The sequence below is a fragment of the Flavihumibacter stibioxidans genome (assembly GCF_014332695.1).
GTDB lineage: Bacteria > Bacteroidota > Bacteroidia > Chitinophagales > Chitinophagaceae > Flavihumibacter > Flavihumibacter stibioxidans.
On sequence record NZ_MBUA01000001.1, the window covers coordinates 1118496 to 1140523 of the forward strand.

General features: G+C 47.3%; 17 protein-coding genes and 1 tRNA gene. 3 read left to right on the forward strand and 15 right to left on the reverse strand.

The window, feature by feature from the left end; translation table 11 throughout:
* Nucleotides 1–34: 34 nt before the first annotated feature.
* The 12 genes from BC349_RS04740 to tgt form a co-directional block, all read right to left on the reverse strand.
* On the reverse strand, nucleotides 35–1228 hold the full coding sequence (locus BC349_RS04740; protein WP_187255576.1) for an AGE family epimerase/isomerase: 1194 nt from the start codon (nucleotides 1226–1228) through the stop codon (nucleotides 35–37).
* A gap of 6 nt (nucleotides 1229–1234) precedes the next feature.
* Nucleotides 1235–2797, reverse strand: a complete 1563-nt coding sequence (locus BC349_RS04745) for a sialidase family protein (RefSeq protein ID WP_187255577.1) — start codon at nucleotides 2795–2797, stop codon at nucleotides 1235–1237.
* A gap of 20 nt (nucleotides 2798–2817) precedes the next feature.
* Nucleotides 2818–4059, reverse strand: coding sequence for an MFS transporter (locus BC349_RS04750; protein ID WP_187255578.1), 1242 nt, complete (start codon nucleotides 4057–4059; stop codon nucleotides 2818–2820).
* The gene (locus BC349_RS04755) at nucleotides 4056–5222 is read right to left on the reverse strand and encodes a Kelch repeat-containing protein (RefSeq protein WP_187255579.1); all 1167 of its coding nucleotides are present in this window, start codon (nucleotides 5220–5222) and stop codon (nucleotides 4056–4058) included. The genes BC349_RS04750 and BC349_RS04755 overlap by 4 nt, the downstream gene beginning before the upstream one ends.
* Before the next feature lie 5 nt (nucleotides 5223–5227).
* Nucleotides 5228–6169: a dihydrodipicolinate synthase family protein gene (locus BC349_RS04760; protein ID WP_187255580.1), complete on the reverse strand. Its 942-nt coding sequence runs from the start codon at nucleotides 6167–6169 to the stop codon at nucleotides 5228–5230.
* A 103-nt stretch (nucleotides 6170–6272) separates the two neighbouring features.
* Complete coding sequence (locus BC349_RS04765; RefSeq protein ID WP_222840070.1) at nucleotides 6273–7832, reverse strand: RagB/SusD family nutrient uptake outer membrane protein; 1560 nt, start codon at nucleotides 7830–7832, stop codon at nucleotides 6273–6275.
* A 22-nt stretch (nucleotides 7833–7854) separates the two neighbouring features.
* Nucleotides 7855–11148, reverse strand: coding sequence for a SusC/RagA family TonB-linked outer membrane protein (locus BC349_RS04770; RefSeq protein WP_187255581.1), 3294 nt, complete (start codon nucleotides 11146–11148; stop codon nucleotides 7855–7857).
* 334 nt (nucleotides 11149–11482) lie between these two features.
* Nucleotides 11483–11559: transfer RNA gene (locus tag BC349_RS04775), tRNA-Ala, on the reverse strand.
* 123 nt (nucleotides 11560–11682) lie between these two features.
* Nucleotides 11683–12207, reverse strand: coding sequence for a YceI family protein (locus BC349_RS04780; protein ID WP_187255582.1), 525 nt, complete (start codon nucleotides 12205–12207; stop codon nucleotides 11683–11685).
* Nucleotides 12208–12337: 130 nt separating this feature from the next.
* The gene (locus tag BC349_RS04785; RefSeq protein WP_187255583.1) at nucleotides 12338–13663 is read right to left on the reverse strand and encodes a citrate (Si)-synthase, eukaryotic; all 1326 of its coding nucleotides are present in this window, start codon (nucleotides 13661–13663) and stop codon (nucleotides 12338–12340) included.
* A 134-nt stretch (nucleotides 13664–13797) separates the two neighbouring features.
* A complete protein-coding gene (locus BC349_RS04790) occupies nucleotides 13798–14889 on the reverse strand; it encodes an LptF/LptG family permease (RefSeq protein ID WP_187255584.1) in 1092 nt (363 codons plus the stop codon).
* A gap of 49 nt (nucleotides 14890–14938) precedes the next feature.
* Nucleotides 14939–16078, reverse strand: coding sequence for a tRNA guanosine(34) transglycosylase Tgt (gene tgt / locus BC349_RS04795; protein ID WP_187255585.1), 1140 nt, complete (start codon nucleotides 16076–16078; stop codon nucleotides 14939–14941).
* 141 nt (nucleotides 16079–16219) lie between these two features.
* On the opposite strand from tgt, the gene BC349_RS04800 reads away from it, so the two are divergent.
* Genes BC349_RS04800 through BC349_RS04810 form a run of 3 tightly spaced genes read left to right on the forward strand, consistent with a single transcriptional unit; the run spans nucleotide 16220 to nucleotide 18687 of the window.
* Nucleotides 16220–17353, forward strand: coding sequence for a glycosyltransferase (locus BC349_RS04800; RefSeq protein ID WP_187255586.1), 1134 nt, complete (start codon nucleotides 16220–16222; stop codon nucleotides 17351–17353).
* A complete protein-coding gene (rsmG, locus tag BC349_RS04805; RefSeq protein WP_246456777.1) occupies nucleotides 17323–17973 on the forward strand; it encodes a 16S rRNA (guanine(527)-N(7))-methyltransferase RsmG in 651 nt (216 codons plus the stop codon). The genes BC349_RS04800 and rsmG overlap by 31 nt, the downstream gene beginning before the upstream one ends.
* 60 nt (nucleotides 17974–18033) lie before the next feature.
* Entirely contained in the window at nucleotides 18034–18687 is a 654-nt protein-coding gene (locus BC349_RS04810; protein ID WP_187255587.1) for a response regulator, read from the forward strand.
* A 196-nt stretch (nucleotides 18688–18883) separates the two neighbouring features.
* Here the strand turns inward: BC349_RS04810 and BC349_RS04815 are convergent, their stop codons facing one another.
* The 3 genes from BC349_RS04815 to rsmI are packed head-to-tail and all read right to left on the reverse strand — an operon-like array spanning nucleotide 18884 to nucleotide 22027.
* Nucleotides 18884–20821, reverse strand: a complete 1938-nt coding sequence (locus BC349_RS04815; RefSeq protein ID WP_187255588.1) for a M1 family metallopeptidase — start codon at nucleotides 20819–20821, stop codon at nucleotides 18884–18886.
* 30 nt (nucleotides 20822–20851) lie between these two features.
* A complete protein-coding gene (locus BC349_RS04820) occupies nucleotides 20852–21301 on the reverse strand; it encodes a PepSY-like domain-containing protein (protein WP_187255589.1) in 450 nt (149 codons plus the stop codon).
* A gap of 57 nt (nucleotides 21302–21358) precedes the next feature.
* Nucleotides 21359–22027, reverse strand: a complete 669-nt coding sequence (gene rsmI / locus BC349_RS04825) for a 16S rRNA (cytidine(1402)-2'-O)-methyltransferase (RefSeq protein WP_187255590.1) — start codon at nucleotides 22025–22027, stop codon at nucleotides 21359–21361.
* Nucleotide 22028: the final 1 nt, after the last annotated feature.

Consider the following 22028-nt stretch of genomic DNA (forward strand, 5'->3'; position numbering starts at 1 on the left):
TCCCAACCTGTTGAACCAAACGCCGGGCAAATGACTAATTTTTGCTGATTACGCCAGGTTTGATTTCCAATGCCTTCATGCAATACCACTCCTGCCGGGGCAGGTGAAAGGGACCCTTGAAAAGGTTTCCTTTGGCAGTCTGGGCGATACTGCCATCGCGATGCAGGTAGCCAAACCATTCGCCCTGTTCCTTATCCGGGAAATGGCTGTACGCATATTCATGTACGAGTTGATGCCATTCGGCATATTTCGATTTACCGGTCATCAGGAAGGCCAGTAAGGTAGCAATAATGGTTTCGTTGTGCGGCCACCAGAATTTCATATCCTGCCAGTACTCCTGTACCGGCCTGTCAAACACATCCCTGAAATATAAAATTCCGCCAAACTCTTTATCCCATCCCCGCTCCCACATATAATCGAGCATCCGGCAGCCCAGATCAATGAGGTGCGGATCATTGTTTCTGTATTTTGCTTCATGCAGGATGAACCAGGCTCCTTCAATGGCATGACCGGGGTTCAGCGTACGGCCATCAATATGGTCAATAATGCTGCCGTCAGATGCCACCTGCTCCATCACACAACGGATATCATCCTTTACAAAATACCTTTCGATATCAGTGATCCATCTGGATATCCATTCATCACAACGTATATCACCAATGGTTTCCCGTAATTGCTGGGCAGTATTCATCATGATCATCGGCACGCCAATACCTTTGGAAGGCCTTGTAGCCGTGAATTTGGGGGACAGCAATCCCGGGGTGGTGGCATATTCAATGCATTTACCAAAAACCCTCCTGGCATTAGCGGCTGCCTGTTCATCACCGCTGGCTTTTGCATAGGCAGCTGCGGCAATCACATAGAATGTCTCAGAGAAAAAATACCTTCTCTTGCGTATCGGTTGTCCATCCCTTGTAACGTGAAAAAACATCTGCCCGTCGCTATCGAAACAGTGGCGGTTCAAAAACTCATAACCTAACCTGGCGCCTTCCAGCCACTCAGGTTTTTGTTCCACTGTATTATACAAGGTAGCCAGCATCCAGGTGGCCCGGCCCTGTATCCATACGGCTTTATCGTCATCAATCAGGCCGCCATCCGCATCGCGCATCAACAGGAAACCGCCATGCTCTTCATCAAAGGAACGCGGAAACCAGAATGGCACCGTATTGTTCAATAGCTGGTCAGTATAAAAGTCCTTAAGTGCTGTTAAATCCTTTTCAGAATACATCCTGCATTATTTAATGATTTCACCAACCGCCAGTTTCACAAAATACAAATCGCGGGTGCCTTCATATAAAATCCCGATAGTATGGTCATCCAGTTTAACCAGGCTGGAATAACCGTAACACTGCCTTTCATCTACCAGTAACTGGTTGGCCGGCAACCAGGTTTCACCCATATCCAGACTGGCTTTTACCGTAATATTATAGCGACCGGATGATGTATTCGGATTACTGAAGAAAAGCACATCCTTCATGGTACCTTTCACATTCACCTTTGCTTTAATGATGCTACCCATGCAAACCGGATCAGGCAAGGCTTTATATGAAGTCTGGTGTTCACTCCAGTTAGTGCCCATATCTGAGGTGGTGGCAACACTCCTGAAACCACCCCTGTTATCACGCATATTCAGCATCAGTGTTCCGGGCAAAGTTTCCACCACCTGGCTTTCTGTAGTGTTGGATTTCGGCCCGTTAATTTTCCCCTTCCAGGATGCACCTTTATCATCACTGTAAATAATAGTGGAATAAGGCATTTTCTTCTCATCCCAGTATTGTGCGGCGAAAACAAGTTTACCATCCTGCATGGCTATGCCATTTCCCGGACCATTGAAAAAAAGATGCCAGCCGGGATTTTTTACCTGGGGTGTAATAGTATAGGGAGCAGACCAGGTCAGACCGTCATCTTCACTGCTTACCAGCACGAACTGCCCGGTTGTATCTGGTGACAAGCCCGGGAGGGAACCTGCAATGGAACGATTCCCCTTGCTCCACAGGGCTGCAACCCAGAGTTTTTTAGTAACGGGATCAAATAAAACAGAAGGATCCCCTACCCCATTGTTCTCATGCGGAGCCCCCATGTCCATGATCACTTTCATTGGTTCCCAGGTTTGGCCATTGTCGGTGCTGCGGCTCAAACCGACATCGATATTCCCCGGAAGGTCTCCACTGTTTTTATAACGGATATCATAAACCGAAATAAGTGTTCCCCTGTCTGTTTGAACGATCCCCGGTATACGGTAGGTGTTCACTCCATCATCACCAGCCTTGCGTATGACTGCACCAGTCCTTTTTTCATAAACCGAATTATCCTGTTTTACAGCTGTCTCCTTATTGCCGGCATCCACCAGGCTGGTGCAGCGGAGTTCGATCCTGTTATCGATTGAAGCATCGTTCTTCAGCACAACATTCAACCAGAAAAAATGCATACCGGGCTGAAGGTCCAGCGTAACGGGAATATCAAAAGAAGTGCCTGAAGGTATGACCGATGCCAACAGGCTGGTATTGGAAAATGATTCATTTGCAGACCGGTAAACTTCCACTTTCTGAATATCAGGCAGTGATGCGGCATTTAAGGTGCAATGCATTTTACGGATCTGCTGTGGCGATGTGCCTGCCTGAACGGAAACAATCACCCTCAGAAAAGGATTGATTGACAGGCCCCTCAATACCGGTTGCTCAGGCGCATAAGAATCAGCCCCGATACTATTTGATGGCGACTGGGCCTGGCTCTTCCTGGAACAGTCAAAACTGCTCAGACTAATTATCAGCGCACAGATAAGAATATTAAATTTCATACTCTTCATTATAATGTTATTTAAGTATCAATAAAGTCATTTGTCACCGGCCTTAAAAAGGCAATTTGAATAACCAGTGCCACTGCAACAATTCCCGCCATCAGGGCAAAATCATTTCCCAGGCTACCCGCGTCCGTTGACCTGCCAAGCCAATCGGTAATGACGGCTCCCGCGAAAACACCCACCATATTCAGGAGGCCGTAAGCAGTGGCGCGGTATTTTTCTGAAACGAACTGACAAAGAATCGGCATATTGTTGGCATCAAACATACCGAACCCGAATCCGAATAAAAATGCAGCACCCACTAAATGGAAAAGAGAATGACCAAATCCGATGAACAATAATGCCGGTATCGTAAGTCCCAGCCCGATTGCACTGGTGTAGACCCTTCCGCGGATATTCTTCTGTACCCACTTATCCGATAATATCCCACCGAAGATCACTCCCAAAAATGAAGAGGCTGCAATGGTAATAGTAGAAAGCGGACCTGCGGCAGACATCTCAATTCCCAGGCTTTCTGAAAACAGTGTAGGCAGCCAGTTTTTAACACCCCAGCCAGGCAAACTTGGGATGGCGAAATAAAAGAGAATGATCCAGAAGGAAATATTAGTAAATAAAATTCCAAGCCCCTTGGTGAGGGAAGGTTTTGACCTGACCGACTCTTCAGCGGATACAGTCGTTGTTACAGAATTTCTTTTTTCTTTCAGGAAAGCCACCAGTACCAGGGAATATACAATCCCGACAAGGCCAAATGTTTCGAAAGCTTTGTTCCAGGAAAATTCTGCGGCAATGGTGGCACCAAATCCGCCCAGTGCCTGTCCCATGTATAAGCCGGTCATGTGTATGCCAACTGCCAGTGACCTGGTTTTATCGCGGTGATAATCGGCAATAAGCGATAGACCGGCAGGAATATACAACGCCTCGCTTACACCCATTACTGCCCTTAACCAATAGAGCTGGTCAAATGTTTTTGCATAACCCATGGCCAGGGTAACGCCACTCCACACAAACAGGCTGCCCACGATCAGCCATTTGCGGTTTACCCTGTCGGCGATGATCCCTGAAACCGGGCTCATGAGTCCGTAGATCCAGAGAAAAATGGCCATCAGGTATCCAAACTGCGTGGCGGATTGCAATTCTGCAATATCCATTTGCATGGAAGGTTTCATGGTCGACAGCATCTGCCTGTCCATATAGTTCAGCAGGGCAACCACCCACAAGAGTCCCACCACAACCCATGGATATGATTTTGAATTTTTCATTTGCCTGGTGTGGAAATTTTGGCTGATAAAATAAAAGGGGACCGGACACCTGCCCTGATCTCACCACTGGGTATAATGATGACATCATCCCATTTAATGGCAGTGGTGGTTACTGGTGAATCAAAAAGAATGGAATCGATTTTACTCCATTCATCTGACTTAACACTGTACATCAAAACCTCCCGGCTGAACCCGGGATGATTTGACTGCACATTCATTTTCTGATTATTGAGCTGCATTTTTTTTGTCTCATCCTTCTCCTTTCCAATAGCAACAATCAGTTCTTCCACCTGGTGAAACACCTCTCCTTTATCACCACCAAACAGCACTAAATGATCAGAATCTATTGCCAGCCCTGTTCCGGCTGATAAAGGATAGGGAAGTGATTTTTTTTCTGTCCATTGATTCTTCCGGAGGTCAAATTCATACAGTGACCGGTACAATTCGCTGATACCGTCAGCCTGACGGCTTCTGCCCCCTGCTAAAAAAATAAGTCTCCGGCCATTATGGTCAATAGAATTAAGCACCGTATGGGATACGGCCCTGGGTATTGCCGGCAATTGTTTCCAGCCGGCAGCAGGTTCATCAAGGTCAAGTGACAGGAATTGTGATGATGGCCCTGATGGCATTTCACCCCCGGCGATATAAATGGTGTTTCCTGAAAGGGTTGCCGCAGCATTGGTAACTGCAGTTGGCAGGGATGGTAATTCCATTGTTACAGCAGCATCGGTTGTAATATCCCACTGCAATAAATATACTTTATCAGAAATGCCGTGCTCATTTTCACCTCCCGCATAAAGAACCCCAAAGGGTGTGGTACAAACAGCCGCGTAGGCTATAGCGGAAGGAAGTTTGAATGAACCATAATGAACGATGTCATTGTTATTGTTTTTATCGAAAACATAGATATCATCATAATATTTTTTCTCTCCACCCAGCCAGGGCATTCCCTTTGGGAAATTAGCACCACCTGCAAATATTAGTTTGTCATGGTGCAAACCGGCCACTGGTCCGGCAAATCCGATTGACCTGTGGCCTTCTTTCATTATAGGCAATTCAGCGGCCTGTTTCCAATGAAAGGAAAGTAAAGGCGACTGCTGGTCTGAGCAGGAAATATTCAGAAGCATAATGGTGGCGGTTGCAATAGCAGGAAGCTGTGTCATTTTATTCAGGCTTTCAGAACAGCTGGTATCCTGGAGCAATAGCTGTTAAAGTGTAGTTGTATGGTATCATTCCTGAATAATTCAAATTCCTCCGGGGACATATTTTTAACGGGCAGGCGGAATTCTCCGCAATCGATCCCGATCAGTTTCATAAAGGCCTTACCGGTTGCGATGCCACCGTATTTGCCCAGGAGGCGGATCATCTCAATGGATTGCTCCTGAAGTTCCCTGGCAGTTTCCAGGTCGCCCCTGTTAAAGGCGTCGATCAGCTTATAATAGAGTGGCGCAGCATAGTTGAATGTGCTGCCAACTGCACCATTTGCGCCCAATGATAAGGCAGCCAGCATATTCTCATCCCTTCCCCAGAGCATATCAAATTTTCCGCCGCTGTAACGCAGGCAGGAAAGGAAGTCCATGAAATCTTCGTGGGTATATTTAATGCCGGCAAAATTTGGCAAATGTCCATCGAGTTCATGAAGGAGGTCGATCATTGGGAAATTCACACCCGTCAAAACCGGTATATGATAATAATAAAAAGGGATGTCCGGCACAACCGACGCCAGTTCCATACATACTTTTGCCAGCATCTGTACATTGGCCGGTTTAAAATAGAAAGGCGCTGTAAAGGAAATGGCATCCATTCCTACCTCTTTGGCATGAAGCGCCAGTTCCCTGCAATCCTGCAGGCTGGTTCCACCCAGTAAAGGCATCACCGTAAATTCTTTATCGTGCCCTGCGCAGGATGCCCAGGCATCCATAATCACCACTTTTTCTTTTGCCGTCATAGATACCCCTTCTCCCGTTGAACCGCAGATAAAAGCGCCCCTGACCCCATTTGCCTTTAGCATCTGGTAGTAAGCGGGAATGATCTCAGGATGAAGGCTTCCATCAGCATGCATCGGGGTAAATGGTGCGGCTATTAATCCTTTCAAATGTTGGATGTTCATTGTTGTTGGCTTATGCTTGCTTGGTAATTTAAACAAATTTATAAAAGGCCAGGGGCAAGACTACCCCCGGCTGCTAAACGACTACTTGCTTTATGAGAAAGGTTTAGTTGTATCCTGGTGTTTGCGAAAGTTTAGGATCGCTGTTGAGCATGGATACGGTAATTGGTAATAACATTTTGTATGCTACGGAAGGGTCAAGGAAACCGGGATTAACCCTGGCATACACAAAACTGTCACCCGCGCGACGCATGGCCCACCAGTACCTGCCTTCACCAATAAACTCGCGTTTATATTCTTCGAGAATTGCATCCAGGTTTTCTGTGAGCGACCCGTTCACCATTGGAAGAAAGCCGGTACCATAAGCCCTGAGGCGGATGGCATTTATTTCTTCGGATGGGTCTTCATTCAGTTTGGCCTTTGCTTCTGCCAGCAGCAGGAGAACATCAGCATACCTGTAAACCGGGAAATCGCTGTCATAAATCTGGGATGAGCTGATCGGGTCCGCGCGTCCGAGGAATTTGGTCAGCATGATACCCCTCAGCGCATAAGGGGCACTGTTATTATGCATGGTCCTGAACGTGCTGGCCATTCTTTTGTCTGCCGGCACGGAAGTGGTAAGGGTATTGATCAGGTCGGCTGTCATACCCACGCGATTGGCGCCGGAAACATATGGATAAACAGAAACAATGGAAACTGGTGCACCGGGAGGCGGATCAAAAATCAGCGACGCCCGCTGGGTGGAGTTAACCGTAAAATTGCCGTAGGATCCCAATCCCGCCTGGTCTTTTTCAAAATTGATGGCAAAAATAATTTCCCTGTTGTTGTTCTTTTTCAGTGGATCGAACACGTCACCGAAATTGTTTTGCAGGGCAAAAAAAGCGGTATTATTTTTCACCTCTTCAAGGGCTGTTTTGGCGGTTTGCAGGTCGCTGCTTCCACCACCCATATGGGTTGCGGCCCAGATATAGGCATCGCCCTTAAGGGTGAGGGTGGCCGCCCGGTTCCAGTAGACCCTTTTGTTGTTGTTCGGGTTGGAAGGAGTGGAATAGGATACGTTGGGGCCGATCAATGCCAGGGATGAATCTATATCAGATCTGATCTGCAGCATAATACTGTCCGCACTGGTGCGATGTTTGTAAAGGGCCGACAGTTCACCGATTTTTTCCAGCGGTTCAGTTGCCAATGGAACAGCGCCCCAGGTGCGGAGCATGGTATAATATACATAGGCACGCATTCCAAACATTTCACCGCGATACCGGTTTTTATCGGCTTCGGTAAGGGGCGCCTGGGGAAACAATTTGATAACGGTATTAATCCTGCTCAGCAGCCCGTAAAATCCGGCCCAGTTATTATAAGGTGCGTTGGCTTCATTGAAGTTGTGCATCCAGAACTGTGTCAGGCCACCGTCACCTGATTCGGTAAAGAGGCCATTTGCCCATGTTTCTGAACGCATTTCACCCAGCACAAAAAAAGTGCTCTGGTAACCTCTGAAAGTGTTGTACACCCCATTATACAGGGCAAATGCAGATGACGGATCGGCCAGCACCTGTGTGGGGTCCAGGGTTGTTTCAGGTTTAACTTCTTCCAGTTGCTTTTTGCATCCGGCCATACCCAGCAGGGCAGCCGATGATGCCAGGGCAAGTATATATTGTTTCAATGTCATGATAAGTCTTTTAAGCGATTTTTTACAATGTGATGTTTAAGCCGAATGTTACCACCCTGGGCAGGGGATACTTACCGTTGTCATAACCGCCCACTTCGGGGAAGGTGCCGGAGTATTTACTGATGTACAACAGGTTTGAACCTGCCACATATGCTTTGAAACCACGCACCCGGTTATTGAGATATTTGGTGAGGATGGCAGGCGGTACCTGGTAGCTCAGGGTAATTTCCCTCATGGCCAGGTAATCACCTTTTTCGAAGAAATTTGCAGCCGGAGTACCGCTACCGGCACCGGTTTCAAAGTTCCTGCCATAGTTTGCCCACATATACCTGGGATAGGCAGCATTGGGGTTTTCCGGTGTCCAGGTGTTCTTTACATCCACCGAACTGTTTTGTGAACCCTGAACCTGGCTAAGGCCCCGCATGCGGATCTGGTTCATGATCACAAAACCCAGCGCATAATCAAACTGTGTAAACAGGCTGAATCCTTTCCAGTTGGCAGCCAGTGAGAAACCACCCATTACTTTAGGAAGAGTGCGACCAACAAAAACATAATCGCGGTTGTCAAGTGTATCGTTACCATCTATATCTCTCCACCTGGCATCGCCCAGTTGTTTCACTTTCTTATCCCTCGTAGGCAGGAAGAGGTTGGCAAGATTTGATTTTTCATTGAGGTCTTCCTGTGTTCTGTACAGTCCGTCAAAAATGGGGGCCCATATTTCGTCTAGCCCTACCCGGTAGCCTTCCTGCAAACCGGCCACCCACTCATAGCTGCCTTTTTTGGCATCCCAAACACGGATAGCTCCCTGGCGGTTTCTTTCGAGACCATTATCAAGCAGCTTTTTAGTGAAGCTTTTCACATGGTAGATATTGGCACTCGCATCCAGGCTGAAACCGTTGGCTTTTTTAGGGCGGATAACGGCTGCCTTCAATTCCAGTTCAATACCCCTGTTCTGCAGGGTGGCCAGGTTGGTCTGGTAGGAACTGAAACCCGTCCAGGATGGAATGGCAATTCCCTGCAGTTTGTCGTACACATTCTTAACGAAATAATCGGCAATCAGGGTAAAGCGATCTTTCAGGAAACCAATATCCACGCCCACGTTAAAAGTGGTGGTTTTTTCCCAGCGCAGATCGGGGTTTACAAAACTCGTTTGTCCATATCCACCTACCCCATTGTAAAGGCCCAGGTTAACAAACTGCTGAACCGTACCAAAATCTCCGGAAGCCAGTGTACCATTCTGTCCCCAGCTGATGCGTGGTTTCAGGGTGGAAACTATGTTCCCGATTTTTGAATCGTACAGGAATTTTTCATTGTGAACATTCCAGCCGAAGGAAACACCCGGGAACCAGGTATAACGCGAATCATCATTCGTAAGTTGGGAAGTACCATCATAACGAAGATTCAGGTTCAGCAAGTAACGGTTATCGTAATTGTAGTTCACCCTGCCGATCAGGGATGCAAAACGGTTCCATGAACCGACTCCTGAAGAAGCCCTGGTTTCGGTAAAAATGGAGTTAGCCAGGTACATCAGGTTATCTGCAGCACTACCGATACCGGAGCCTGACTCGAGGTAAGATTTGTAATCGAAATATTCCGCACCGCCCAGCAGGTCAATATCATGTTTGTTAATGCTTTTGCCGTATTTAAGGAAAGCGTTGTAGGAATATTGATAAGTACGCACATTGCTGAAGGAAGCAGACCTGGCTGAATTCACTGCCCCGAAGGTTCCTGACTGAAATAATTTATTGAAATTCTGGAAGTTGGTAAAGCGCATGAAGCCTGAAGCGGATGAAACAAATTTCAGACCATTGAGGATATTGTATTCGAGGTTGATGCTGCCTGAGAAACGCTGTTCCTGTTCGTTGCGGATGAACTTATCTTTTAGGTACAGGGGGTTACCCATGTTTGAGCCGTCAACACCCGGAAGAATGGCCCCGGAAGAATCATGTGTAAGGCGCACGGTTGGAGCGATACCGGCAAAACGCTGGAAAATTCCTTCATCGCCAGCCAGGTAAGTTGGATTACCCTTATAATGGTAAGCAGCTATATTGGTAGTAATCTTGAGGTCTTTATTTACATTGAGTCCACCGTTGAAATTGAGGTTGTAGCGTTTCAGGTTGGAACCGATGGCTATGCCTATATCTTTCACAGTGCCTATACCAAGGGCAAAATTGCTGGTTTCACTGGCACCCGAGAAATTCACATAATGTTCCTGTAAAGTGCTTTTCTGAAGGATCAGGTCTTCCAACTGGCGCTGGCTGGTTGCCCGGTAAAGAATACTGTCCATCTGGCCGGCAATAAAGGGGTTTTTGTCCACCAGCAGGTTCCACTGGCGATCGTTCAGCAACTGACGGTTGTTGTCAGTAACCAGTTGGGTGGAATACAAACCATTGGGACGGGTAAAGTTGGAATTCATCGCAAATCCCCAGCCACCGGTAAGCTGGTTGCGGGTATTGTTCATTTCACTGGTATTGCCATCGGCCTGTGCCAGGGCATACCTGTTGGCCAATCCGATCCGGTTCCAGATAATATAATCAGCCGGACTCAGTAATTCGAGATCATTCCGGCGGATATAATTATTGGCATGGCGGAAAGTATAGGAAACCTGTGTTCTTCCCTTCTTTCCCTTTTTGGTGGTAACCAGCACTACGCCGTTACCGGCACGCGCACCATAGATGGCCAGGGAAGCGGCATCCTTCAGTACATCTATGGACTCGATGTCTTCGGTATTAATCCCGAACAGGGAAGGAACGATCACACCATCCACAATAAACAAAGGAGCGCCGGATCCGCCGAAATTGGTTCCACCCCTTAATACGATTGTAGGTGAAGCACCGGGCTGACCGGTATTTTGCTGAACCCGCACGCCGGCAACAGCTCCCTGCAATAAGGTTGCTGCGTTGGTACGGGGAACAGACTCCATCATTTTTTTGTTGACTGTAGAAACCGAACCTGAAAGGTTACGTCTCGACTGGGTACCATAGCCTGTCACCACCACTTCACTGAGGTTGGATGCATTGGCCTTCATGGAAATGTCCAGGTTTGAGGCATTACCCACCGGAATTTCCAGGGATTCATAACCGGCATAAGACAGCAACAACACATCTGTTTCAGATGCTTCAATGCTGAATTCACCATTTACATTGGTTTGTGTTCCGGAGGATTTTCCTTTAACCAGGACGTTCACGCCGGCTAGAGGTTTGTTATCCTCTTCGGCCTGAACTTTTCCGGAAACTTTCCTGGTCTGGGACCAGGTTGAAAGGGAAAGCAATAAGCAGGTAAGTAAGATTCCCACTTTACAGCAAGCAGATTTCATGAAAAGCAGTTTTTTATTATTGGCATTATGTAATACATAATGAAATTAACTACTCCTTTGGAAAAACCAAAAGAATTATTAAAATATTAATCAGGTTGCATTTTTTTCAGCCTCAAACTCATTCAGGCTCAACAAATAAGCAACAAAAAAATATTTCTTATGTCATACATAAGTCCGTAAAAAAAGGTGATTTTGGCAATATTCTTTGGGAAAAGGACCTGGGAAAAGAGATCGCGACACCCGGGGAAGTTGGAACGACAGCTATTAATTGAATCCTTTATGGATAGGGGGCAAAAAAAACGGGTGAAACAATCTATGATCGTTTCACCCGTAATGGTGGAGAATACCGGAGTCGAACCGGTGACCTCTTGCATGCCATGCAAGCGCTCTAGCCAGCTGAGCTAATTCCCCTTTTGATAAGAACTTTTCCCTGTTTGGGAGTGCAAATATAGAGTTCAATAAAATACCAGCAAAATAAAAACCGCCCCTGTTCAGGGACGGTTCCGTATTTCCAGCTGCCGGAGAAACAGTTGCTTATTTTTTGATCAGTTCTACATTGATGGCCAGTTTCACTTCATCGGAAACTACAATTCCACCAGCTTCGGTAACAGCACTCCAGGCCAGACCGAAATCCTGGCGGTTGATTTTCCCGGTCAGTTCAAATCCAGCCACAGTATTGCCGTAGAAATCCTGCTGGGTACCGCCGAATTCCACAGCCAGCTCCACCGGTCTGGTGGTACCACGAATGGTCAGGTCCCCCTTCAGCACATAATCGGATCCGCCTTTCGAAACCATGGAAGTGGACACAAAGTCCATGGTTGGATGACCGGCTGCATCAAAGAAATCGGGTGATTTCAGGTGCCCATCGCGTTGTTCGTTACCTGTTGTGATGCTGTCGATCCGGGCAGAAAACCTAATTTTCGCATCGCTGAAATCAGCCTGTTCGGCTTCTGCGCTTCCTTCAAAGTCAGTAAATTTTCCCGTTACAGTAGAGATTACCAGGTGCTTTACTTTAAAAGCAATTTCTGAATGGGTTGTGTCAATGTTCCAGGTTGCCATAATTGTATTTTTTTAGTGTGTGTTGAATTAGAATACAAATTTAATGTTTAAACATCAATCAACCAAATATTAAATAAAAAAATCCGGCAAGCCTGCCGGATTTAACTTTTTCCATTCACCATTCACCGTCTTAATCTCCCCAAACCTCATCTTCCCCCTTCAGCCACTTTTTCACCAGCTCAGTAGTGATGGATTTCGGCCTTTCCAGCGGGAAACCAAGTGCACGGTCCCAGATCAGGCTGGCCATTACTCCCAGCGCGCGGCTTACAGAGAACATTACGGTATAGAATTCATATTCCTTCAGGCCATAATGCACCAGCAGGGCACCACTGTGGGCATCCACATTCGGCCAGGGGTTCTTGATCTTACCAAGGCTTTGCAGGATTGGCGGAACAGTGTCGTAGATATTCCAAACAGTCTGGCATAAAGGATCATCGGGCATATGCTTTTTGCCGAATTCCATCTGCGCCGTAAATCGTGGATCGGTTTTACGTAAAACCGCATGTCCGTAACCAGGCACCACTTTTCCTGAAGAAAGGGTATTCTGAACGTATTGGGCGATTTGCTCCTTACTGGGATTTTCAGTCCCCAGGCTTTCCTGCATTTCAAAAATCCACTTGATCACTTCCTGGTTGGCCAGGCCGTGGAGGGGACCAGCAAGGCCGTTCATACCGGCAGCAAAACTCAGGTAGGGATCACTCAGGGCTGAACCAACCAGATGTGTGGTATGGGCGGATACGTTTCCACCTTCATGGTCGGCATGGATGGTCATGTACAAACGCATCAGCTCTTTGAAGGTCTCATCCTCAAAGCCCAGCATATGGGCAAAGTTACCGGCCCAATCGAGCAATCCGTTGGGCTGGATATGTTCATTGTTCTTGTACTTACGGCGATACACATACGCTGCAATCCTGGGCAGCCTGGCAATAAGGTCCATGGCATCATCGAATGCGAAATCCCAATAGTCCTTCTTGTTCATTCCCCTGGCATACTCCTTGGCGAAATTACTTTCCGTCTGGAGAGCCATCACCCCTACCACAAACATGGTCATAGGATGGGTATTCAGCGGAAGGGCGTCAATAGTATTAAAAACATGGGTTGGAACATGTGAACGACGCTGCCATTTGGATGTCATCTCAGCCACATCCTGTTCCCCGGGCAATTCATTAAAAAGCATCAGGTAGAAAAGGCCTTCAGGGAGAGGTTCACTGCCTCCTTTTGCTTTGGGCAGGCTCACCTGTAACTCAGGAATGGAATAGCCACGGAAGCGGATTCCTTCCTGTGAGTCAAGCAATGAAGTTTCTGTTACAAGTCCGGTTATTCCCCGCATCCCCTGGTAAACCTGGGATAGCGTAACCTCACCGATCTTTTTATTGCCATGCTCTTTAAGCAAGTCCTTGATCTCGGCCGCAGCCGCATCCGCTTTTTCTTTGAATTTTTCTTTATAAACTCCCATGAAGAACAATTTATATGTGAACTGACTAACTGGTTTCAGGTTGGCTATAACCGATAAAATTAGCTATTGTCAGTCGTACAACAAAGATTTATTACTTCCTGTTTAATTAGAAAACAATTTAAATGCGGTATTATTTACTTGGGTGCTTTTTTATACAGCCAAAGGGCTACGCAGGCGAAGATGATATTGGGAAGCCAGGCAGCCAGTAAAGGAGGAAAACTTCCTTTGGTAGAGAACACAGTGGAGAATTTATCCATCACTACAAACAATGCAGCGGTTACAATTCCAAATGCCATATGCAGTCCGCTTCCGCCTCTTGTCTTCCTGGCGGCAACGGCAACGCCCATGATGGTGAGGATAATAACGGATACCGGTGTGGCAAAGCGCCGGTGCAGTTCTACCTTATAGGTATTCAGTCCCTCCGTACCCCTGCTTTCTTCCCTTTTGATAAAATGATACAATTCGGGGATTGTGAGTTTGTCCTTAAGGTATTCGTCCCGGCGCAGTTCCTCCGGCTTCATGTTCAGGTTTAATTCCACGAATTCACGTTTGGTCACGACCTCTTTCAATCCAATGATTTTTCTTTCGAATGCATTTTCGACGCGCCATTTTTTGGATGCCGTATCCCAGCGTATATAATCTGACCGGAGGTTATAGACCATTTTGTTACCACTCACCCTTTCCAGGAAAAAAGAGCTGGCAGCCTTATTGACGGTATCGTAGTATTTCATTCCAACAAAAGTGTTGCTGTCGGACCTGAAATAATAATCGCGGCTTCCACCCTGGCCGGTATAGTAGGTACTGTTCCTGTCGATATAGGTTGACTTAAAACTGGCGTGAATCTCATTGGCCCGCGGGATGATAAATGCATTGGCCCACAACATGATTGCTGCCAGCAGTAATGCACCGGCCAGGTATGGCCGGAGCATCCGGTTATAGGGTATACCTGAAGCCAGGATGGCCACGGTTTCGGACCTTCCCGCCATTTTGGATGTAAAAAATATAACCGCTATGAAAACGATCAACGGAAAGATCATGGAAATGATAAAGGGTATGAACCCGAAATAATACTTGGTGACAATACCCCAGAATGAAAGTCCGGATTTTACAAAATCATCTGTTTTTTCACTGGTATCAATGGCCACTGCAATAACCGTTATGGTAAGGATCGTAAAAACGAAAGTGACCATGAATTTTTTAAAGATGTACCAGTCGAGGATCTTCATGAATTGCCTTTTGCAGCCTCCAAAAGTAGGTGAATTTTGGTTAAGGGTTTTATAACCTCGTTTTCAGCACTGGCACCATTTCGTTCTTCCAGCGGTTAAAATCACCGGCAAGGATATGCCTTCGTGCTTCTTTTACCAGCCATAGATAAAATGCCAGGTTGTGCACGCTGGCAATCGTTAGTCCCAGTATTTCCTTCGCCTTTACAAGGTGACGCAGATAGGCCTTGCTGTAAAAATTGCTGAAATGACAATCGATGCCATCATCGATGGGCGAAAAATCCTTTTCCCATTTCTTATTATCGATATTGATGACACCCCTGCTCGTAAACAACATGGCATTGCGGCCATTCCGGGTAGGCATCACACAATCGAACATATCCACTCCCAGGGAAATATTCTCGAGGATATTCCATGGTGTACCCACGCCCATCAGGTATCTGGGCTTATCTTCCGGCAGGTTTTCGCAGCAAAGGGCCGTCAGCTCGTACATGATTTCTTCCGGCTCGCCCACACTGAGTCCGCCGATTGCATTGCCTGCCGCTTCCCGGGAACTGATGTACTCACAGGAAGCCTTTCGCAGGTCGGCAAAAGTGCTGCCCTGAACAATCGGGAAGAGATTCTGGGTATAGCCGTATTTATCCGGGGTTTCCGACAGCCGGGTCACACAACGATCGAGCCAGCGGTGTGTGAGGTCCATTGATTTTCTCGCATAAGCATAGTCGCTGGGATAGGGCGGACACTCATCAAAAGCCATAATAATATCGGCCCCGATTACCCGCTGGATATCCATCACCGATTCGGGTGTAAACAAATGTTTTGATCCGTCAATATGCGATTGAAACAAAGCTCCCTGTTCAGTCAGTTTTCGGTTACCCGCCAGCGAAAAAACCTGGTACCCGCCGCTGTCTGTCAATATAGGACGGTCCCAGCCATTGAACCGGTGCAGGCCACCTGCTGCTTCCAGCACTTCTGGTCCCGGCCGCAGGTAGAGGTGATAGGTGTTTCCCAGGATGATCTGGGCCTGTACTTCTTCCTTTAACTGCTGTTGTGATACGGCTTTCACGCTGCCCACCGTGCCAACGGGCATGAATATGGGTGTCTGGATCTTACCGTGATCAGTGGTCATTTCGCCTGCGCGGGCTTTGGAACCCGGGTCAGTGGCTGTCAATGAAAATTCGAGTGATGGCATAAGCCGGCAAAGTTAAGCCGAATGCCGCTTATCCATGCAAGAGGTGGCTTTTTTCCCCACTTGTGAAATCTTTCGGACATATGTATCTGCTTACTGCCTTAATTTCGCCCCCGGCACAACCTTACCGAACCGTAGAAGTTTATGGATTTACCGCAGATTACTCTCAATTGGTGGCTGATCGCATTTATTGCTTTCTGCCTTGTTACCCTGATTCAACTCATTTATTACTGGGGAATTTTCAGCCGGCTGGCTTTTTTCAAACCCAAACCTAAAGAACAGTCCCAGCAACACCCTGTTTCTGTGGTGATCTGCGCACGCGATGAGGCGGCTAACCTTGCCCGTAACCTTCCCGGCGTGCTGTTCCAGCAATACCCGAGCACTCATGAACTGGTGGTGGTTAATCACAACAGCCAGGACGATACCCGCTACCTGCTGGAAGAATTCAGGAAAACCTTCAAGGGACTGGAGATCGTAAACCTCGAACACGAAGCCAAAGGAATTCCCGGAAAAAAATACCCGCTCTCCATGGGGATCCGCGAAGCCAATCACGAGATTCTTTTACTGACCGATGCGGATTGCGTACCTGCCAGTGAACACTGGTTGTATAAAATGCAGGATGCCTACCAGCCGGGAATAGAAGTGGTGCTGGGCTATGGTGCTTACCAGAAGAGGCCTGGACTGCTCAACAAGCTGATCCGTTTTGAAACCTATCATACCGCACTGCAATACTTTTCCTATGCGCTTGCAGGAATGCCCTATATGGGGGTGGGCAGAAATCTTTCCTACAAGCGGCAACTCTTCCTGGAAAACAAGGGGTTTTCTTCCATCAATCATTTGCCTGGCGGGGATGACGACCTGTTTATCCATAAGATCGCGAGGAAAGACAACACTGCGGTGGTGATAGATCCGGAAGCCTTCACCCTTTCGGAAGCCAAGAAAACCTTTGGTGACTGGATGCGGCAAAAAGAAAGGCATTATTCCACAGGCAAATATTACAGTGGAAAATTCAAGTTTCTACTGGGGATGTATTCAGGCAGCCAGTTCCTCTTTTATCCCTTGTTTGTACTCAGCCTGATATTTTTCAGCTGGAAGCTGGCATTGGCCGTATTTGGCCTTCGTTTCATAACCCAGGGGATCATCAGTTATAAATGTATGCAACGCCTCCGGGAAAAGGACCTCTGGCCCTGGTGGTGGCTGCTGGATATCTGGATGTTCCTATATTATTGCATCTTTGCACCAGCATTATGGAGAAAACCCCGTCAAAACTGGATCTGATAGAAAAGTATTTCAGTGATTTTACGCCCCGTCAACTGGACCAGTTCAGGGCGCTGGAAGACTTGTACAAGGACTGGAACAGCAAGATCAATGTCATATCGCGAAAGGATATTGATCATTTGTATGAGAACCATGTGTTGCATTCACTGGCTATAGCTGCGGCATTCAGTTTCCCACCGGGGGCCCGTATCATTGATATCGGCACGGGTGGAGGCTTTCCCGGCATTCCGCTGGCAATATTTTTCCCGGAAGTGGAATTCCTGCTTGCCGACAGCATCAATAAAAAGCTGACTGTGGTAAAGGAAGTTGCTGCTGCAATCGGACTCGATAATATTTCCACACGCCACACCCGGGTGGAGGAAATCAGGGACCGTAAGTTCGACTATGCCGTTTCAAGGGCAGTAGCGCCTTTAAAAGACCTCTGGAACTGGAGCAGGCCTATACTGCTCAAAAGGCCATCAACAGAAGAATACCCCGCATCGGGATTGATCTGCCTCAAAGGCGGCGACCTGGCCAGGGAAATTTCAGAAAGCGGGGTTAAACCCAGTTTGATAGAGGTATTTGACCTTTTCCCCGAGGAGTACTACCGGGAAAAATACCTGTTGTATGTTCACCGATAATTTGTATAACTACCACAAAGTAGTATTGCTCCGGCCCTGCAAAATCTTCAACTTTGCCAGATGGCAATAACAGTATGCATAGTTGATGATACCGCAGATATCAGGCATGCCCTGGAGGAAATCGTACGTTTGTCTGACGACTATAAACTGCTGGGAAGTTTTTCCAGCGGGGAAGATGCTTTACAGAAACTGCCGGTACTTCAACCCAATGTGGTGCTGATGGATATCAACCTGGGCGGCATCAGTGGAATTGAATGTGTAAGAAGGCTCAAGCCTGAAAACCCGGACATACTATTCATGATGTGTACGGTTTACGAGGAAGATGAGAAGATTTTCGAAGCACTCAGTGCCGGTGCCAATGGGTACATCCTTAAAAAAACCTCACCTGCCAAATTACTGGATGCGATCCGGGAATTATCTGAAGGCGGGGCCCCCATGAGTACCCAGATTGCCAGGAAAGTGGTGGCTGCTTTTCAACAGAAAAATTCCACTCCTGACCATGCCGTATCATTTTCAACAGAAGGCAAACTGAACACCCTTTCCAATCGTGAACTGGAGATACTGGAACTCCTGTCGAAAGGGTTGCTATACAAGGAAATCTCAGCCCAATTATTCATCAGCCAGGAAACTGTTCGCAAACACGTGTACCATATATATGAAAAATTACACGTCAATAACCGTATTGAAGCCGTAAACAGGTATTTCGGTCGATAAAATACCCACTTTGTGGTATATGGCGGAACAAATTCGACTGTAATTTTGGTACTTCTCTGGGATGCTGCAAATACAATTAATCATTCAACCTTTCCTTACCTCCCATTTCTGAAACCCGAACAACCGATGCTGTCCGAAATAAAATATTAAAGCCGCTGCCAGGCAACGGCTTTAATATCAAGGACTGTTTCTGGTTTTACCAGTTTAGTTCCAGTATGTTGTCTTTCGGATTAATATCTGCCATGCGGCCACTGGGATCAATTTCCACCTTTTTTATATCCTGCAGTTTTTTATCAGTGCTGATTTCATAAGTCGGATGCGTCCATTTCCAGGCTTCGTAGGTTTTGCGGTTTACGGAGGCATCTTCCTGCGGTTTCGCACCAAACATCAGGTACATGGGAACATAATGAAGCTCCCTGGAACCATCTTTATAGGTGATGAGCAGGTCAACAGGCATCGGAATATTACCCTTTCTTTTCAGCCGCAGGCGGGTTGCACCACCCTGCTCATATAAGCTGTCTATACCATAATCAATGGTTTTGGTAGTATTCACCCAATATTCGCGGTACCAGTCGAGTTGCATGCCGCTTGTCTTTTCAGCCACCCGGATGAAATCATTCACATTGGGGTGTTTGAATTTCCATTGGTTATAGTAATTCAGCAGGATTTTATCACGAACAGGTGCACCAACGATATAGCCCAATTGTTCCAGGAATACTTCCCCTTTTGAGTAGGAAGCGATGCTGTAGGCAAAATTGCTTTCAAAGTGATCGGCATGGGTGGTCAGAGGTTCTTCCCTGCCGCTTTTAACCAGGGCAAAATATGACTGATAGGCGCTGAAATGGGGATTCTGGCGCATGGCCGGATCCACGATGGATTTACGGGGTCCGGTACTTGCGCCTGCCGGTGCAGGTACCGGCATGTCCTTGTTGAGGTCCTGGTAATAACGGCTCACCAGGCTTTCCGCATAGGAAGTGAAGCCTTCGTCCATCCAGGGATAGAGGCTTTCATTGGTGCCAAGGATCATCTGGTACCATGAATGCATCCATTCATGGAAAGCCGTACCCAGGCTGGGACCGCTCAACAGGGTGGCCATCGGGTATTCCATGCCGCCATCTCCGCCATGGATAAACGAATATTGTTTGTAAGGATACCTGCCGAAATTTTTCTCGATGTATGGCAGCACATCAACTGCCGCATCTGCAACCCTGGTCCAGTCCGCATCATTTTTAGGGTCGTTTTCCTTATAATTGTACAATACATGGATAGCAGGACCACCCGGTACCTGGCGTACAATATGTTTAAATTCAGGATCTGCCGCCCACATGAAATCATGTACCTGCGGCGCGGTGAAATGCCAGGTCAGTTTTTTGGTAGCCGGTACCGCGGCTTTGGTGCCGGGAGCTTCATAACCGTGTCCGATGGACTGGGCATTCTGCAGGTAACCGGTTCCGCCGAGCACGTAGTTTCTGTCAATGGAAATCTTAACATCAAAATCGCCCCAGATGCCATAGAATTCGCGGGCGATATAAGGAGTGGGATGCCATCCCTCATAATCGTATTCTGCCATTTTGGGATACCACTGGCTCATGGAATAACGAACACCTGTGGATGGATTATCCCGACCTGAGCGACGAACCTGCAGGGGAACCTGTGCTTCGAACTCCATATTGAAAATCACTTTTGAACGGGGAAGGATGGGCTTTTTCAGCTTTACTTCCAGGATGGTCTCATGCACGGTAAATTCCTGGGCCACCCCGTTCATTTTCAGTGACAACACTTTCTGGTAACCTATTTCGTCAGGCTTCAGGTGCAGGATGCGGTCGCGGACCCTGCCATCCCAATCGGCACGGTTGTTTCCGTAAACAATTTTACCCAGTTCACGGCTGCGGGTATCCATCATGCTGTTAGGCTGGAAGGCATTCCAGTAGAGATGGTAAAATACACGGTGAAGGGTATCCGGTGAATTGTTGGTATACTCGAGTTGCTGTTTTCCGGTGAATCGGTTGGTATTTACATCCATATCGATATCCATCCGGTATTTTACCTTTTGCTGCCAGCGGTCGGGCTGGGCAAAAAGCGATTGGGAGGCCAGCAATATACAGCCAGCTAACCATAAGCCAGTTTTTCTCATAATTATGTGCATTTATTTATCAGGTAGCAGTCAGAGTGTCAGTTTATCCCTCAGCAACCGTCCCTTTTTATTAAAAGTCAGGTCCCTTTTATTCAGGTCCGACTTACTAACCAGGAGCCGGTATTCGCGGTGATCGTCGGGGAAGATCAGTTCAAAATAATTATCGATCTCCCATTCGGCGTATTTGCTCTTGTCGAGCCCGTCCAGCACTTCTTCCGGCAGGTCTTCGCGGGTGATTAGTTTTTGGGAGCCGGTCCAGGTACCATCGTTCCTGAAACTGGCTTCATAACTTTCGTCATCAAGGTGGAAGCTAACCACAAAATGCGATAATTTATCCTTCCATTCAACGCTTTCAGCGTTGCGGTATTTATATTTGAAGGCGTCGGTCACTACAGCCGGGATTTTCCTGATCTGCGCATAGCCATGCTGGTGAAAAAGTCCGGTTACAACCAATACCAAAGCAATAATCACTGATCTCATAGTGTAATTGTTAATTCCAGCAAATATCAGCACCATGCTGAAAAAGAAATCATAAAATCACGACTCCTGTCCGGCCACCACCAGTACGATCTCCCCTTTTACCTGCTTTTCCCTGAAATAAGCAGCCACTTCGGTCAGGCTTCCCCTTTTGTTTTCCTCGAACATTTTAGTGAGCTCGCGGCTTACGCAACATTGGCGGTCCGGGCCAAAATAGGTTGCCATCTCCTCCAGCGTTTTTACCAGGCGCATAGGCGATTCATAAAAAACCATGGTCCTTTCTTCCGTGGCCAGTTTTTTCAGCAGGGTTTGTCTTCCTTTTTTGAGTGGAAGGAACCCTTCAAAACAGAAACGGTTGATAGGAAGTCCGCTGTTGACGAGAGCAGGTACAAAGGCGGTGGCTCCCGGAAGGCATTCCACCTTTACACTATTACGGATGCACTCCCTGACCAGCAGAAAAGCGGGATCCGATATACCCGGTGTTCCGGCATCGGTAAGCACTGCCATGGTTTTCCCGGCCACCAGTTGATCTACCAGGTGTTGAAGCACTTTGTGTTCATTGTGCTGGTGATAGGGTGTCAGGGGTTTCTGTATCTGGAAATGATTGAGGAGCCGGGAGGAAGTACGCGTGTCTTCAGCCAGGATCACATCCACCGTGCGCAGCACTTCCAGGCCACGGAGGGTCATGTCCTGGAGGTTACCAATGGGAGAAGGCACGAGATAGAGCAAA

What these genes read in the sequence shown, in the direction of transcription:
- tgt (WP_187255585.1), bottom strand. Translation starts at nt 16,078, where the DNA reads ATGCCATCACTCGAATTTTCATTGACAGCCACTGACCCGGGTTCCAAA.
- BC349_RS04740 (WP_187255576.1), bottom strand. Translation starts at nt 1,228, where the DNA reads ATGTATTCTGAAAAGGATTTAACAGCACTTAAGGACTTTTATACTGAC.
- BC349_RS04810 (WP_187255587.1), top strand. Translation starts at nt 18,034, where the DNA reads ATGGCAATAACAGTATGCATAGTTGATGATACCGCAGATATCAGGCAT.
- BC349_RS04745 (WP_187255577.1), bottom strand. Translation starts at nt 2,797, where the DNA reads ATGAAATTTAATATTCTTATCTGTGCGCTGATAATTAGTCTGAGCAGT.
- BC349_RS04770 (WP_187255581.1), bottom strand. Translation starts at nt 11,148, where the DNA reads ATGAAATCTGCTTGCTGTAAAGTGGGAATCTTACTTACCTGCTTATTG.
- BC349_RS04750 (WP_187255578.1), bottom strand. Translation starts at nt 4,059, where the DNA reads ATGAAAAATTCAAAATCATATCCATGGGTTGTGGTGGGACTCTTGTGG.
- BC349_RS04820 (WP_187255589.1), bottom strand. Translation starts at nt 21,301, where the DNA reads ATGAGATCAGTGATTATTGCTTTGGTATTGGTTGTAACCGGACTTTTT.
- BC349_RS04780 (WP_187255582.1), bottom strand. Translation starts at nt 12,207, where the DNA reads ATGGCAACCTGGAACATTGACACAACCCATTCAGAAATTGCTTTTAAA.
- BC349_RS04790 (WP_187255584.1), bottom strand. Translation starts at nt 14,889, where the DNA reads ATGAAGATCCTCGACTGGTACATCTTTAAAAAATTCATGGTCACTTTC.
- BC349_RS04800 (WP_187255586.1), top strand. Translation starts at nt 16,220, where the DNA reads ATGGATTTACCGCAGATTACTCTCAATTGGTGGCTGATCGCATTTATT.
- BC349_RS04755 (WP_187255579.1), bottom strand. Translation starts at nt 5,222, where the DNA reads ATGACACAGCTTCCTGCTATTGCAACCGCCACCATTATGCTTCTGAAT.
- rsmG (WP_246456777.1), top strand. Translation starts at nt 17,323, where the DNA reads ATGGAGAAAACCCCGTCAAAACTGGATCTGATAGAAAAGTATTTCAGT.
- BC349_RS04815 (WP_187255588.1), bottom strand. Translation starts at nt 20,821, where the DNA reads ATGAGAAAAACTGGCTTATGGTTAGCTGGCTGTATATTGCTGGCCTCC.
- BC349_RS04760 (WP_187255580.1), bottom strand. Translation starts at nt 6,169, where the DNA reads ATGAACATCCAACATTTGAAAGGATTAATAGCCGCACCATTTACCCCG.
- BC349_RS04785 (WP_187255583.1), bottom strand. Translation starts at nt 13,663, where the DNA reads ATGGGAGTTTATAAAGAAAAATTCAAAGAAAAAGCGGATGCGGCTGCG.
- BC349_RS04765 (WP_222840070.1), bottom strand. Translation starts at nt 7,832, where the DNA reads ATGACATTGAAACAATATATACTTGCCCTGGCATCATCGGCTGCCCTG.